The 15,203-nt window shown below is 62.8% G+C and carries 13 protein-coding genes; 8 read left to right on the plus strand and 5 right to left on the minus strand.

Annotation, left to right across the window (positions count from 1 at the left end):
• Positions 1-1,235: 1,235 nt before the first annotated feature.
• From MTX35_RS14705 to rpmH, 5 genes are read right to left on the minus strand one after another with little or no spacing between them, the layout of a single operon-like run.
• Positions 1,236-1,913: a R3H domain-containing nucleic acid-binding protein gene (locus MTX35_RS14705; protein WP_243595687.1), complete on the minus strand. Its 678-nt coding sequence runs from the start codon at positions 1,911-1,913 to the stop codon at positions 1,236-1,238.
• A 25-nt stretch (positions 1,914-1,938) separates the two neighbouring features.
• The gene (gene yidC / locus MTX35_RS14710) at positions 1,939-3,030 is read right to left on the minus strand and encodes a membrane protein insertase YidC (protein ID WP_243595688.1); all 1,092 of its coding nucleotides are present in this window, start codon (positions 3,028-3,030) and stop codon (positions 1,939-1,941) included.
• A 4-nt stretch (positions 3,031-3,034) separates the two neighbouring features.
• Complete coding sequence (gene yidD / locus MTX35_RS14715; RefSeq protein WP_243595689.1) at positions 3,035-3,364, minus strand: membrane protein insertion efficiency factor YidD; 330 nt, start codon at positions 3,362-3,364, stop codon at positions 3,035-3,037.
• The gene (rnpA, locus tag MTX35_RS14720; RefSeq protein ID WP_243595690.1) at positions 3,361-3,741 is read right to left on the minus strand and encodes a ribonuclease P protein component; all 381 of its coding nucleotides are present in this window, start codon (positions 3,739-3,741) and stop codon (positions 3,361-3,363) included. Before rnpA ends, yidD begins: the two co-directional genes overlap by 4 nt.
• A 30-nt stretch (positions 3,742-3,771) precedes the next feature.
• Complete coding sequence (gene rpmH / locus MTX35_RS14725; protein WP_026347786.1) at positions 3,772-3,915, minus strand: 50S ribosomal protein L34; 144 nt, start codon at positions 3,913-3,915, stop codon at positions 3,772-3,774.
• 620 nt (positions 3,916-4,535) lie between these two features.
• Here rpmH and dnaA point away from each other — a divergent pair.
• The 8 genes from dnaA (at position 4,536) to gyrB (ending at position 15,180) form a co-directional block, all read left to right on the plus strand.
• Positions 4,536-6,068 carry a chromosomal replication initiator protein DnaA gene (gene dnaA / locus MTX35_RS14730; RefSeq protein ID WP_243595691.1) on the plus strand — a complete coding sequence of 511 codons (1,533 nt, stop codon included), beginning with the start codon at positions 4,536-4,538 and terminating at the stop codon, positions 6,066-6,068.
• Between the two features lie 583 nt (positions 6,069-6,651).
• Entirely contained in the window at positions 6,652-7,836 is a 1,185-nt protein-coding gene (gene dnaN / locus MTX35_RS14735; RefSeq protein WP_243595692.1) for a DNA polymerase III subunit beta, read from the plus strand.
• A gap of 114 nt (positions 7,837-7,950) precedes the next feature.
• Positions 7,951-8,877, plus strand: coding sequence for a phosphogluconate dehydrogenase (NAD(+)-dependent, decarboxylating) (gnd, locus tag MTX35_RS14740; protein WP_243595693.1), 927 nt, complete (start codon positions 7,951-7,953; stop codon positions 8,875-8,877).
• Complete coding sequence (gene recF, locus MTX35_RS14745) at positions 8,878-10,110, plus strand: DNA replication/repair protein RecF (RefSeq protein ID WP_243595694.1); 1,233 nt, start codon at positions 8,878-8,880, stop codon at positions 10,108-10,110. It begins immediately after the preceding gene.
• The gene (locus MTX35_RS14750; RefSeq protein ID WP_243595695.1) at positions 10,107-10,667 is read left to right on the plus strand and encodes a DUF721 family protein; all 561 of its coding nucleotides are present in this window, start codon (positions 10,107-10,109) and stop codon (positions 10,665-10,667) included. The genes recF and MTX35_RS14750 overlap by 4 nt, the downstream gene beginning before the upstream one ends.
• 167 nt (positions 10,668-10,834) lie before the next feature.
• Positions 10,835-11,752, plus strand: coding sequence for a metal-dependent hydrolase (locus tag MTX35_RS14755; RefSeq protein ID WP_243595696.1), 918 nt, complete (start codon positions 10,835-10,837; stop codon positions 11,750-11,752).
• Positions 11,749-12,882, plus strand: a complete 1,134-nt coding sequence (locus MTX35_RS14760; protein ID WP_308198133.1) for a PDR/VanB family oxidoreductase — start codon at positions 11,749-11,751, stop codon at positions 12,880-12,882. Before MTX35_RS14755 ends, MTX35_RS14760 begins: the two co-directional genes overlap by 4 nt.
• 255 nt (positions 12,883-13,137) lie before the next feature.
• Positions 13,138-15,180 (plus strand): DNA topoisomerase (ATP-hydrolyzing) subunit B, encoded by a 2,043-nt coding sequence (gene gyrB, locus MTX35_RS14765; RefSeq protein WP_243595697.1) that lies wholly within the window; start codon positions 13,138-13,140, stop codon positions 15,178-15,180.
• Positions 15,181-15,203 lie beyond the last annotated feature (23 nt).

Here is a 15,203-nt window from a genome sequence, read left to right on the forward strand (position 1 = left end):
AGTCCGTGACGACCGTCCCTCCGTGTCTCGCCGTTGGAGCAATCCGGTCACGAACGCATCCGTGGTCGACGCGTGTCGGTAGGGATCTCTGGCGAGACTCGATGATGCCGAGTCGATTCGATGTTTCACGTGAAACTCAACCAGCGGAGGCCGGAGGGGGTCCGTGAAGCGTCAGCGGGCAACATCATCTTGCGAACCCAGATGTCCGCCCTCCAGTCGGTGGTCGATTCTCCGCATTGCCACGGGCAGCCCGGGACGGAGCGCGGGACCGACGTCACGGCCGCACATGTCCGACCCCCTTCCTTCGGTACGACGGGATACGCCTGTCACGCATGCCGGGCGAGTCCGCGGTTCCGCCGCCCGCATCGATCGTGTCGCAAAACCGGACGACATCTCTGAGTCCCTCGAATCCACATCGCCCGCAAACCGATCCAGCGATGTGTGCCGGATCTGTTTCCGCGATTCGAGATGGGTGGGTGCCGTTCGCCCACAACCGCGTAGCAGGCGCAGCCGACTACGGACGCCGTAGACGGCGGGAAGCCGCAACGGGTCCAGCGTTCGAGTAGCTCGGCCGACCGTGTACATCTGTCGGAGTGCGACCCGGTCAGTAGTCATCGGACTGCGCTCGTCATCGTTCGTGAGCCCTCGGGCGCACACTGCTGATACCCGAGGCTTGTCACTTCTCAGGTGCGAAGCTGTCAGGTGCGGGCCGTCGAACCACGACACTCGGATACACCGCTTGATCGACGGCATAACGATTCCAACTCCGGACGGCCGCCCCATCGGCGGGGGAGTGCTCGATCATGGTCCGGTCTGCCCTCCGATGTTTCACGTGAAACTGCGACGGATGGATCCGGCTCGATATACCGGGATCGTAGACATGGCTCTCCGAATCGATGCATGGCACAGATCTCGACGACAGCGGAGCGAAGTGTTCGGATCAGCTGACGGAATCCGCGATCATCAGTACAGCGGAGACGCCGTCGTTTCACGTGAAACAATCACGAACAAACCGGCCCGGTCGCACTCGATGCCCATCGCACACGCCGTCACAGTGACGAAAGCGCTCCGTCTCCTTGGATCTGACGAAACCGAGGAGAAAATCGATCTCCGAGCATGCCCGCCCAGTACGCGGACAGCTAATTACATCGATGACATTCACCATCCGGATCGACACCATCCGGATACGACGATGGCCCCCACCGAAGTGGGGGCCATCGGATCAAAAAGCTCGGTTACGCCTTGACGACAACAACCCGTCGCGCGGGTTCGACGCCGGTGCTCTCGCTCGCCACGCCATCGATCTTCGCGACCGCGTCGTGCACGATCTTTCGCTCGAACGGAGTCATCGGGGTCAGCTCCTCACGTTCACCGGATTCGAGAACGCGACGAGCAGCCTCTGCTCCGAGATTGCCGAGTTCGGTGCGCCGATTGGCGCGCCAGCCCGCGACGTCGAGCATCAGCTTGCTTCGCTCACCGGTCGACTGCTGAACGGCCAGACGCGTCAGCTCCTGCAGTGCATCGAGAACTTCACCCTTGCGCCCGACGAGCTTGGCGAGATCGTCGCCGCCGTCGATGCTGACGATGGCGCGATCACCTTCGACATCGAGGTCGATGTCGCCGTCGAAGTCCAGAACGTCGAGCAGCTGCTCGAGGTAATCACCGGCGATCTCCCCTTCCTCGACCAGGTAGTCCTCGTCATCATCCTCGTCGTCGTCCGACCCGTCGACGGTCTTGTCCTCGGCGGCACTCTCGTTGCCGGACTCTTCGACGACAGGAGTCGCGTCTGCATCCACCCCGACTGCACTCACCTGATCGGTCTCGACCACCACGTCACTTGCTCCATCTCCGGATACCGCACCGACTGTGTTCTGTACTTCGTCGTTCTGAGCTTCTTCTACGTCCGCTGCCATGTTCGTCCTTCTCTCGACGTGTCGGTCAGCGCCGCTTGCGCTTGGTCGACTTGTTCCGGTTCGCCTGCGGTCTCGGTTTGGCCGGCGATGTGGCACCGGTTGTCGAACCCGACGTGCCGTCGCCGGTCTCGACCGTCGACTGATCGCTCGTCGGTGACATCTTCGAGAGCTTGGGGCGAGCACCGGGCTTGGGCTTGGTGGTCGACACCGGCTTCACTCCGGGCTTCGGAGCGTTCTCGGAACGCTTCTCCACCGCGGCCGCTGCCTTCGCGGCTTCCTCCTTGTCGATCTTTCCGAACACCAGGTGCTGCTGCGCGTAGGTCCAGGTGTTGTTGCTGACCCAGTACAGCAGGATCGCGACGGGCAGCAAGGCACCGAAGACCAGGACTCCGAGCGGGAAGACGTAGAGGGCGAGCTTGTTCATGATCGCCGACTGCGGGTTCGCCGCTGCCGCCTCACTCTGACGCGCCACCGAGGCACGCGAATTCAGGTGCGTCATGATCGCCGCGATGATCATCAGTGGGATGGAGACCGCCGCAATGACCCAGGTCGACGGGATGGTTGCGTCGGGGCCGACGGCGAATGCGTTGAGCTGGTCCTGCGGCATCGTGATCCATGCCGAAATAGGGGCACCGAACAGGCGGGCGTCGAGGAACGACTGCACGTCGGCCACGTTGAACGCGTAGTTCGACAGCTCCCGGTTCTCCTCGGGAGTCAAGCCGAGCTGACCGAACCCGGTACCGGTGCGGTTGAACGAGCGCAACACGTGGAACAGGCCGATGAACACCGGGGCCTGTGCCAGCACCGGCAGACAGCCCATCAGCGGATTGAAGCCGTGCTCCTTCTGGAGCTTCTGCATCTCCACGGCCATCTTCTGCTTGTCTTTGCCGTACTTCTTCTGCAGAGCCTTGATCTGCGGCTGTAGCTCCTGCATCTGCCGCGTGGTGCGGACCTGCTTGACGAAGGGCTTGTACAGGATCAGGCGGAGGGTGAAGACCAGGAATACGACGGACAGTGCCCAGGCGAACCCATTGCTGGGATCCTGGAACACAAAGCCGAACACCTTGTGCCATACCCAGAGAATCCAGGCAACCGGGTAGTAAATGAAGTCGAGCACGGCTCTATGTACTCCTCTGTTCTTCCACTCGCGCGAGATCGTGGTGTTCTTCGGTTTCGGTCGGCTCGGTGACGATTGCGCGCCACTTACCGGGTTCGGGCACCGGGTCCCAGCCTCCAGAGTGCCAGGGAGCACATTTGAGGAGGCGGACGACTGCCAGCAACGAGCCCTTCGACATCCCGTGCACCTGGAGCGCCTCGATGGCGTACTCACTGCAGGTGGGGGAGAAGCGACAGGTGGGAGGTCTCATCGGGGACACGTATGTCCGGTACAACCCGATGAAGTAGACGAGCGTGCGAGCAGGAATGGAACGAAGGTTGCCCATGAACGTCATGACGGCGGACCCTTCGGAGCTTCGAGAAGACCGAGCTTCTTCAATCCTGAACGCAGTTGAATCGATAGATCTGCCGAGGTCGCACTCGCGGCTCCGGGCAGTGCACGGATCACCACGTCGGTGGTTTCGGTGAGCTCACCGAGGACGTCGGTACAGATATGCCGAAGCCGGCGCGCAACTCGATGACGAGTTACGGCCGGCCCGACTGCCTTACTGACTATCAATCCGAAACGTGGCCCGTGAACGGTGGATGCGATGCCCTGCTCGCCACGCGCAACGGCGTGTACGACCAGGTTCGATCTACCCATTCGGCGTCCTCGACGCATCACCACGGAAAAATCACGTGCGCGGTGCAATCGATTCGGCTCAGGAAGCATCCCGAGCTCCAAGCTTCGGACGAACGACTATCAGGCTGTGAGTTCTTTGCGGCCCTTGCCGCGACGTGCGGAAACGATTGCACGACCCGCACGGGTACGCATACGAAGACGGAAGCCATGAACGCGCGCGCGGCGGCGATTGTTCGGCTGGAACGTCCGCTTGCCCTTGGCCACGGTCAACACTCCTCGAGATTCGACGACGCCGATCTGTCGGCGCCTGCTGTAAAGGTTCAGCGAGTTCGGATGAAGTCGCTTGCCTCCCGAGCGAGAAATCCGAGTGAAGACAGACTGTGAGCAGCCAGCAAGCATCGGCCACCTCGCTATTGGGTGACTGTTCGAGAGTACTGATCGAGTCACCGGTGGTCAAACTCGGTTCGTACCGGTGGGTGCAGGCGTTCATCCACAGGCGGCACTCGCCGGCGGCAACTCACGCTGTGATGTAGGCCGAACAGCTCCCCGCTGCCACGAGCAACGCGACACAATTCGTCCGATTGCAGTACAGACAGTTGCAACGGTGCAGGTCAGACTGGCGCAATCGCCATACCACGAAACGAAACGCGTTCTGGGGTCACATCGGTGTCGTTTATCCACACCTGTGGATAATTGTGTGGAAACACAGTTCAGGTGGCATATTCGTACCTTGCGGGGTCCACCCACGGACCCTGGTCTCGGCCGCTGCGACGCACGAACGACGACGCTATCCGACGATGTCGCCGCGTGAGCGCGAAACGACGTACGAATTCAGGCGTCGGACACACCGCCCGAGACGAATGCTCGACGACGGAGGGCCCAACGTGAACGACGATCCGGATGCGCTGGCGCGCATCTGGCCCGAGGTGGTCGCGGAGCTCACATCCGACCGACACAGTGGGTCGCCGCTGACCAAGGGCCAGAAGGCCTGGCTCGCGCTGGTCAAACCGCTGACATTGACTCAAGGGTTCGCGCTTCTGGCAGTTCCGTCGACCTTCGCCCAGGAAGCGATCGAACGAGATCTTCGCGAACCCATTCTCGGCGCCCTCGGGCGTCACCTGGGACAGGGTGTCGAGGGACTCGGAGTGCGCATCTCCGCTCCCGAGGACGAGAAGATCGACTCCGAGCGTTCGACGTACCCCGATGCCCCAAGTTCCCCGACCTACCGGCGCCGCGTGCTGACCAGCAGAGACGACGAGCCATCGGACTCCGAGACCGCCGACTACGAGGAGGTCGACGACGAACGCGAGGCACTGGCCAGCGTCCAGAACTCCTGGCCGACGTACTTCACGAAACCGCCCGATTCGACGCCGCCGTCCTCGGGTGCGAACAGCCTCAACTCGAAGTACACCTTCGACACCTTCGTCATCGGCGCCTCCAATCGGTTTGCACACGCCGCTGCGGTGGCCATTGCCGAAGCACCTGCTCGCGCGTACAACCCGCTGTTCGTGTGGGGGGCGTCGGGCCTGGGCAAGACTCACCTCCTGCACGCGGCCGGTCACTACGCGCAGCGTCTGTTCCCGGGCATGCGCGTCAAGTACGTCTCGACCGAGGAATTCACCAACGACTTCATCAACAGTCTTCGTGACGACCGCAAAGTGGCGTTCAAGCGTCGCTACCGCGAGACCGACGTGCTGCTCGTCGACGACATCCAGTTCATCGAGGGCAAGGAAGGTATCCAAGAGGAGTTCTTCCACACCTTCAACACCTTGCACAACGCGAACAAACAGATCGTCGTCTCGTCCGACCGGCCACCGAAGCAGTTGGCCACGCTCGAGGAGCGGCTTCGTACCCGCTTCGAGTGGGGCCTGATCACCGATGTGCAGCCGCCCGAGCTCGAGACGCGTATCGCCATTCTGAGCAAGAAGGCTCGGATGGACCGGCTCGATGTGCCGCACGACGTACTCGAGCTCATCGCCAGTCGAATCGAACGCAATATCCGTGAGCTCGAAGGCGCCCTCATTCGCGTGACGGCTTTCGCATCGCTCAACGGACAGGCACTCGACCTCACTCTGGCCGAGGTGGTTCTGCGCGATCTGATCCCCGATTCGTCGAGTCTGGAGATCAATGCGGCCACGATCATGGCCGTCACGGCGGAGTACTTCAACACGTCCATCGAGGACCTGTGCGGGCCGGGGAAGGCGCGAGCCCTGGCCATGGCCAGGCAGATAGCGATGTATCTCTGCCGCGAGCTCACCGACCTGTCGTTGCCCAAGATCGGCCAGACGTTCGGTCGCGACCACACGACGGTGATGTACGCGGACAAGAAGATCCGCAAGGAGATGACCGAGCGTCGCAAGGTGTACGACCAGGTCCAGGAGCTGACCGCGCGGATCAAGCAGCGCTCGAAGCGGTAGACGACCGAGCGCTGACGAACACGGACAACGGCACCGAATCCCATCGCGGGTTCGGTGCCGTTGCTGTTTTCCCGTCGTTCGTCGAACCGATTCTCGACCCCGATTCCGCGAGTTTTCGAGGCGCCGACCATTGATTCACACCTGTGGATAACCATGTGGACAACATCGAAGTTCTGGGGATGGAGTGTGGGCGCCTGTGCACCGATGGGATTCGTCCACAGGGCGCCGAGCATCAACCTCGCATTGGTCCCGAGTTCATCCCCACGACACCACGCTCGGCCACCAGCGCTTCGATGGGTCCGTGCACAGATTCCACAGGACCTATTAATACTTCTGTTTTCTCCTTGAAAGAACTTCTTTGAAAACAGGTGTTGGGGAACGATCCGTTCACAGGCCCTCCGAGATGGCTCGAATCCCACGTTCGCGCCGAAGCTCGCGCTTTCGTCTTCGCTTCGGAGGGCATACGGTGTGCTTGCGCTGGATGTGCCAGACTCGTCGTTGCATCGGTTCGAGCCGCAACGATCGAGGTTGCGTCGCCGGACCGTGAAGACGAACGCCACCGAACGAGAGGAAATGCCGAGCGATGGAGCTTGGAAGTTTGAAGTTTCGCGTTGCTCGTGAAGATTTTTCCGATTCCGTCGCGTGGGTGGCCCGCAGCCTGCCGTCGCGACCGCCCGTGCCCGTTCTCGGTGGAGTTCTCCTCGCCGCCGACGAGCAGGGTCTGACGGTCTCCGGATTCGACTACGAGGTCTCCGCTCAGGTGAAAGTGTCAGCCGAGGTTGCCACTGCAGGCCGAGTTCTGGTGTCGGGCAAGCTACTTGCCGATATCACGAAGTCGCTGCCGAACAAGCCGGTCGACGTCACGGTCGATGGAACCCGCGTTCTGATCAACTGCGGCAGCGCCAAGTTCTCGCTGCCCACGATGCCCGTCGAGGACTACCCGCAACTGCCCGAGCTGCCCAGCCAGACCGGTTCTCTGGCCGGGGACGTGTTCTCCGAAGCCATCGCCCAGGTCGCCATCGCGGCGGGCAAGGACGACACCCTGCCCATGCTGACCGGTATCCGCGTCGAGATCGACGGCACCAATGTCGTTCTGGCGGCCACCGACCGTTTTCGACTGGCCGTCCGTCAGGTCGACTGGACGCCGGCCGGTGCCGACACCACCACAGCGGTGCTCATCCCGGCCAAGACCCTCTCGGAGTCTGCCAAGACCCTGGGCGGCAACGCCGGCTCGCCGGTCGAGCTCGCTCTCGGTTCCGGTTCGTCCATCGGTAGCGATGGATTGCTCGGCATCGTCAGCGACGGGCGCCGCACCACCACGCGACTGCTCGACGCCGAATTCCCGAAGTTCCGTCAGCTGCTGCCGGCCGAACACACCGCGGTGGCCACCCTCGAGATCGCGTCGCTCGTCGAGGCCATCAAGCGTGTGGCGCTCGTGGCCGAGCGCGGTGCGCAGGTGCGTCTCGAGTTCAACGCCGACGGTGTGCTCCTGTCCGCGGGTGGCGACGACGCAGGCCGAGCCGAGGAGGCACTGCCTGCCGATTTCCAGGGCGAGGCGCTGACCATCGCCTTCAATCCCGGCTATCTGATCGACGGCCTGTCTTCGCTGCACAGCGAGAAGGTCACGTTCGGGTTCACGACCCCGAGCCGGCCCGCAGTGCTGCGTCCGACGTCCGACGAGGAGTTGGTGGCCGACGATGCAGGCAAGTTCGCGGCGCCCCAGTCGGAGTACACGTACCTGTTGATGCCGGTCAGGCTGCCGGGCTGATCCTGCCTGGCTACTGTGGAACCTGCGGGTCTTCGCAGCGATCGGTCGTTCGCTGCGCTTGCTCCACTGACCTTCTACCGGATCTACACCTGACACAGACAAGGACACCTCATCATGCAGCTGGGCTTGGTCGGTCTCGGAAAAATGGGCTTCAACATGCGCGAGAGACTGCGCGAGCACGGCCACGAGGTGATCGGTTACGACCCCCGACCGGAGGTGACGGATACGCCGTCGCTGGCCGGTCTGGCAGAGTCGTTGACGGCTCCGCGCGTGGTGTGGGTGATGGTTCCGTCCGGCAAGATAACCCGCGATACCGTCACCGGTCTGGCGGATGTGCTCGAGCCCGGCGATCTGGTCATCGACGGCGGAAACTCACGATTCACCGATGACAAGCCGAACGCAGAGTTGTTGGACGCCAAGGGAATCGGCTACATCGATGCCGGCGTATCCGGTGGCGTCTGGGGTCTGAAGAACGGCTACGGCCTGATGGTGGGCGGACAGGACGAGCACGTCGACCGGGCGATGCCGATCTTCGACGCGTTGCGTCCGGAAGGCGAGCGTGCGGACGGTTTTGTGCATGCCGGTCCGGTCGGTGCCGGTCACTATTCGAAGATGGTGCACAACGGCATCGAATACGGGTTGATGCAGGCATACGCCGAGGGCTACGAGATCCTCGAAGCGGAGGAACTCGTACAGGATGTGCAGGGCGTACTGCGGGCCTGGAGCAAGGGCACGGTCGTGCGGTCGTGGCTACTCGATCTCTTGGTCGAAGCGCTGGCTCAGGACCCGGAATTCAGTGAGATCTCGGGGTACACCGAGGATTCGGGTGAGGGCCGCTGGACCGTCGAAGAAGCCATCAGGCACGCTGTCCCTGCACCGGTCATCTCCGCGGCATTGTTCGCGAGATTTGCTTCGCGGCAAGAGGATTCGCCGGCCATGAAGGCTGTCTCGGCTCTGCGCAATCAGTTCGGCGGGCACGCGGTCAAGAAGGCCGACGCCGACGAGACCCTGCGCGCCCCGGCGCCGAAGAACACCGAGTAAGTGTTCGTCCGGTCTCTGCAGCTACACGATTTCCGATCCTGGGACGACGTAACCGTCGACCTCGGACCGGGATCGACCGTGTTCGTGGGGCCGAACGGTCACGGCAAGACCAATCTGCTCGAATCACTGAACTATCTGTCGACGCTGTCCTCGCACCGTGTGTCGTCGGACGCTCCCATGATCCGGGCCGGTGCTGCCAAGGCATTCGTGGGCAGTGCCGTGGTCAATCACGGACGTGAATTGATCATCGATGTGGAGCTTCTCGAGGGCAGGGCCAACAAGGCTCGGATGAACAGGTCCCCGCTGCGGCGCCCACGCGAGATCCTCGGCGTGTTGCAGAGTGTGTTGTTCGCGCCCGAGGATCTCTCGCTCGTCCGCGGCGATCCCGGCGAACGACGACGCTATCTCGACGAGCTGCTCACCACTCGTCTTCCTCGAATGGCCACCGTCCGTGCCGATTACGACAAGGTCCTGCGGCAACGGTCGGCTCTGCTGAAGACGGCGAGTGGGTCGTTGCGCCGGGGATCGTCGTCGGGCGACGGCGCGAGTGCCCTTGCCACTCTCGACGTCTGGGATGGGCATCTCGCCACACACGGAGCTCGATTGCTCGCTGCCAGAATAGGTTTGGTGCACGAACTGATGCCCTTCGTGCAGCAGGCCTACAGTTCGATCGCGCCGGAATCACGATTGGCGTCCGTTGCCTACCGGTGCAGTCTCGCCGATGCGTTGCCGCCGGAGTTCTCCGATGCCGATCGGGTGCCCGAACACGACGATATCGATGTCTTGGAAGCTGCTTTCCTGCATCAGCTTTCGGTGATGCGACAGCGGGAGATCGAACGCGGGGTGTGTCTGGTCGGTCCTCATCGGGACGATCTGGAACTGATGTTGGGGGATCAACCGACGAAAGGCTTTGCCAGCCACGGTGAATCGTGGTCGTATGCACTCTCCCTCAGGCTCGGATCGTTCGCGCTGCTGCGCGAGGACGGGACCGACCCGGTCCTGATGCTCGACGACGTGTTCGCCGAACTCGATCGAAAGAGACGCGCGGCGTTGGCGGCAGTGGCCGCCGACGCGGAACAGGTACTGATCACCGCGGCGGTTCCCGAGGACGTGCCACCCGAGCTCGACGCCAGACGGTACGGCGTGGAGGCTCGTCAGGAAGTCGATTCCGGTGCGGCCGGGCGTATTTCGACCATCACCGACCTGTCGGTGTCGGAGGGTGAGGTGTCATGAGCGACGAGACGAACCCACCCGCGTCCGATGAGCAGCCCGAATTGAAAGGGGTCGACCTCGCGCGTCGAGCACTGGAGGACGCGCGGGCCGCAGCCAAGGCCAGTGGTAAGTCGGTGGGTCAGGGCCGGTCGTCGCCGACCGGCGGAGTTCGAGCACTGCGGGGGCGTCGTCGACGTGGATGGTCGGGAGCAGGGCCCGATGACCGAGATCCGCAGGCTTTCGGTGCGCTGGCGAATTCGATCGCCTCCAAGCGAGGATGGTCGGCCAAGGTATCCGAGGGAGCGGTGCTGGGCCGGTGGCCGCACGTCGTCGGGGAGGACATTGCGGCGCACGCCGACCCCACCGGTCTCAAGGATGGAGTCCTGAGTATTTCCGCCGAGTCCACGGCATGGGCGACGCAACTGAGGCTGATGCAGTCGCAGATACTGGCCAAGATCGCTGCCGCCGTCGGTCATGGTGTGGTGACGTCCCTTCGGATCACCGGTCCGACGACGCAGAGTTGGAGGAAGGGCGAGCGTCACGTCCGCGGTCGAGGTCCGCGCGATACGTACGGATAGTGAGACGTCCCAACGATCGCTTTCCGAACTAACTGGTCCAGGTGATCCTCAACAGATGTTGGGGTCAGTGTTGCTGTGACACGATGCATGTGCGTAGCGTGATTCCAGACACGCAACGGTCGGGGGACCGAAGTAACTGTTCTGCGCGCATCGGACGAGGAGAAGTTGTGTCTGCACCAACGAAGAAGACATCGACAGCGGCCGTCGACGTCGACGGAACCCCCGAAGATCGAGTCATCCTTCACGCCCGGAACGTGGAATTCGACTGGAACTCCCTACCGCTGCACTACATGGACGGTAACCCGCTCGCGACGCACTTGATCAACGTGATGCACCTGCTCCTGCCCGAGGGCGAGGAGTGGTTCGTGCGCACGTTCAAGGAGGCGTTGCCTCTCATCCACGACGACCAACTGTGCGACGACGTGATCGGGTTCATCGGCCAGGAAGCCATGCATGCGCAGGCTCACACCGATGTCCACGATCAGCTTCGGGCACACGGCATCGATGTCGATCCCTACGTCGACCAGATGAAGTTCCTGTTCGGTCGGGCGCTCGGCAACAGGTCCGGCCACGGTCAGAACAGTTTGGTCGAGCGTCTGGCGCTGATCGCTGCCGCCGAGCACCTGACTGCGTTCCTGGGCGATTGGGTTCTGAACGCGTCGGAGTTGGACGAGGCCGATGTCGATCCGATCATGTTGGATCTGTTGCGGTGGCACGGTGCCGAGGAGGTCGAACATCGGTCGGTGGCCTACGAGGTGATGCGGTACTTCGACGTGCGTCCGGCCCGCCGGATTCGTACGTACGTCGTCATCGCGCCCACCCTCGTGTGGTTCTGGACCCGTGGTGTTCGTTTCCTGATGAGCCAGGACCCGACGCTGGCGCACCTGACCCCCAAGCAGCGCACGCCGTCGTTCCGGGAATTCAGGAAGGTCGCGAAGTCCGGCCTGTTTCCGACGCCGATGTCGATGGTGAAGGCGTCGTTGCGCTACTTCAAGAGCACGTACCACCCTTCGCAGGAAGGGTCGACGGCGCAGGCAGTGCGGTATCTGGCCACCTCACCGGCAGCTCGGTCCGCCGATCGATGACCAAACGCACGTTGCGGAGCAAGCTCGGCGCAATGGCACAGATGGTGGACTCGTTCCGGATGGGACGCACCATCCCGAAGAATCTGTACGGCCGCGACGAGCCCGATCAGACGGTGTCTCTGGTGACCGATGCGCTCGACAAATGGTTCGCGCTGCTCGACGGTGACGATTACGACGCGTCGTTCGCTGCACCGCCCGTCGCACGCACCCAGCTGCTGACGTTGGTCTCACGAGAGCCTCTGTGTGTCGACGAGGACGTCGTCCAACTGACCTTCGCCGTGGCCGACGGCTCGGTGTTGCCTGCGTGGGCACCGGGGATGCACCTGGACTTCTACCTCCCGTCGGGGCGCCGCCGGCAGTACTCGCTGTGTGGACGGCCCGATGACGACTCGTACTCGATCGCAGTACGTCTGGTGCCCGACGGCGGTGGTGGCTCTCGCGAGATGCACGATCTTCGGATCGGAAGCGAAGTCGCAATTCGTGGGCCGCGCAACGGATTTCCGTTCGTGCAGTCCGAACATGCGGTGTTCGTGGCCGGAGGAATCGGCATCACCGCCATCATCTCGATGGTGCGTCGCGCTCGTGAGACGGGGATGGACTGGCATCTCGTCTACTGCGGCCGCTCGCGTGAGTCGATGCCGTTCCTCGACGAGATCGCGGGCTGGGACGCCGATCGCGTGACCGTGCGCACCGACGACGTGGACGGCATGCCGTCGAGCATGGATCTGTTGGGAGCGGCGGCTCCCGGCGGATCGGTCTACGTGTGTGGACCTCCGCCGATGATCGACCTGGTTCGGGCCTCGTTCGATTCGCTGCCCGCGACACATCTGCACTTCGAGCGGTTCTCGCCGCCGCCGGTGAAGAACGGCACCGAATTCGAGGTGCAGCTCGTCGATTCCGGCGAGGTCATCGCGGTCGGTCCGAACGAGACTGCGCTGCATGCCATTCGGCGTCTGCGGCCCGATGTGGCGTACTCCTGCCAGCAAGGGTTCTGCGGAACGTGTCGGGTTCGAGTGCTCAGTGGAACACCGCAACATCGGGAGAATCGGCTCACTGCCGAGGAGCAGCGCCACGAGATGTTGATCTGCGTCTCGCGTTCCGAGGGCGAACGGATCGTGCTCGATCTGTAGTGGTGCCGCTGCTTTCACCCTTCATATTTGTCGTCCGGCACCGAGAAAATGCGCCTGCGGCGCAATCAGGGGCCTTTTAGGGGTGTCATCGAGCCCATGCTGTCGCAGCCACCCAGTACTATGGACCGGTACGACATCAAGCCCGGAACAAACGCATGGACCGAGCACGGTCGAAACGACCGTGCCGACCCTGCGGTAGCACCTACGTCAGGTGTGAGCGGGGTAGTGGACGCGTAGAAGGAGAACCAGCTAACCGTGGCTGCCCAGAAGTCAGGTAACAGTGAGAACAGCAAGGATTACGGCGCATCTTCCATCACGGTCCTCGAGGGCCTGGAAGCAGTTCGTAAGAGGCCCGGTATGTACATCGGTTCCACCGGTGAACGAGGCCTGCACCACCTGATCTGGGAGGTCGTCGACAACTCCGTCGACGAGGCCATGGCCGGCTATGCCTCCACCGTCGACGTCACCATCCACGAGGACGGCAGCGTCGAGGTCAAGGACGACGGGCGAGGAATTCCCGTCGCCATGCACTCCTCCGGTGTCCCCACCGTCGAGGTCGTCATGACGCAGCTGCACGCAGGCGGCAAGTTCGACTCCGACTCCTACGCGGTGTCCGGTGGACTGCACGGCGTCGGCATCTCGGTGGTGAATGCGCTCTCCACCAAGGTCGAACTGCAGATCGCCCGCGACGGTCATCGCTACAAGCAGACCTACGACTACGCCAAGCCCAGTCCTCTCGAGACCGTCGGCGATACCAAGGAGACCGGTACCACCGTGCGCTTCTGGGCGGACGGCAAGATCTTCGAGACCCTCGATTACAGCTTCGAGACCGTGCACCGCCGCCTGCAGGAGATGGCGTTCCTGAACAAGGGACTGACCATCAACTTCACCGACGAGCGAGTGGCGGCCACCGACGCGACCGAGGAAGAACTCGGCGAGACCGCCGAGGCACCCAAGACTGCCGAGGAAGAGCAGGCCGACGCCGCAGCTGCGAAGCCTGCCAAGGTCCGCAAGCGGACGTACCACTACCCCGACGGCCTGGTGGACTTCGTCAAGCACATCAACCGCACCAAGACCGCGATTCACAACTCCGTCGTCGGCTTCACCGGTAAAGGTGAGGGCCACGAGGTCGAGATCGCCATGCAGTGGAACGCCGGCTACTCCGAATCGGTGCACACCTTCGCCAACACGATCAACACGCACGAGGGCGGTACCCACGAAGAGGGTTTCCGTACCGCATTGACATCCACGGTGAACAAGTACGCGATCGAGAAGAAGCTGGTCAAGGAGAAGGACGTCAAGCTCACCGGCGACGACATCCGAGAGGGGCTGGCCGCGGTCATCTCGGTGCGGGTCGGGGAGCCGCAGTTCGAGGGCCAGACCAAGACCAAGCTCGGCAACACCGAGATTCGGTCGTTCGTGCAGAAGGCATGCAACGAGCACCTGGCGCACTGGTTCGAATCGAACCCGGCCGACGCCAAGACCATCATCAACAAGGCGGTCTCGTCCGCGCAGGCCCGGATGGCTGCGCGTAAGGCGCGAGAGTTGGTGCGCCGCAAGAGTGCAACCGATATCGGCGGCCTTCCCGGCAAGCTAGCCGACTGCCGCTCGAACGATCCGAGCAAGTCCGAGATCTACATCGTGGAGGGCGACTCCGCGGGCGGTTCGGCCAAATCGGGGCGAGACTCGATGTTCCAGGCGATCCTGCCGCTGCGCGGAAAGATCATCAACGTCGAGAAGGCTCGGATCGACCGCGTCCTCAAGAACAACGAGGTCCAGTCGATCATCACCGCGTTCGGCACCGGTATTCACGACGAGTTCGACATCACCAAGCTGCGCTACCACAAGATCGTGCTGATGGCCGACGCCGACGTCGACGGCCAGCACATCTCCACCCTGCTGATGACGCTGTTGTTCCGCTTCATGCGTCCGCTGATCGAGCACGGTCACGTGTATCTGGCCATGCCGCCGCTGTACAAGCTCAAGTGGAGTCGCGGCGAACCGGACTTCGCCTACTCCGACCGCGAGCGCGATGGTCTGCTCGAGGCCGGAATCGCCAACAAGCGCAAGATCAACGTCGAGGACGGCGTCCAGCGCTACAAGGGCCTGGGCGAGATGAACGCCAAGGAACTGTGGGAGACCACGATGGATCCGACGGTTCGCGTCCTGCGTCTGGTGACTCTGGACGACGCGGCGGCCGCCGACGAACTGTTCAGCGTTCTGATGGGCGAGGACGTCTCCGCGCGTCGTAGCTTCATCGCCCGCAACGCGAAAGATGTTCGCTTTCTTGACGTTTAGTCACTTCCCTGCACGCATCGATG

The organism is Rhodococcus sp. ARC_M12 (assembly GCF_022810385.1).
Classification (GTDB): domain Bacteria; phylum Actinomycetota; class Actinomycetes; order Mycobacteriales; family Mycobacteriaceae; genus Rhodococcoides; species Rhodococcoides navarretei.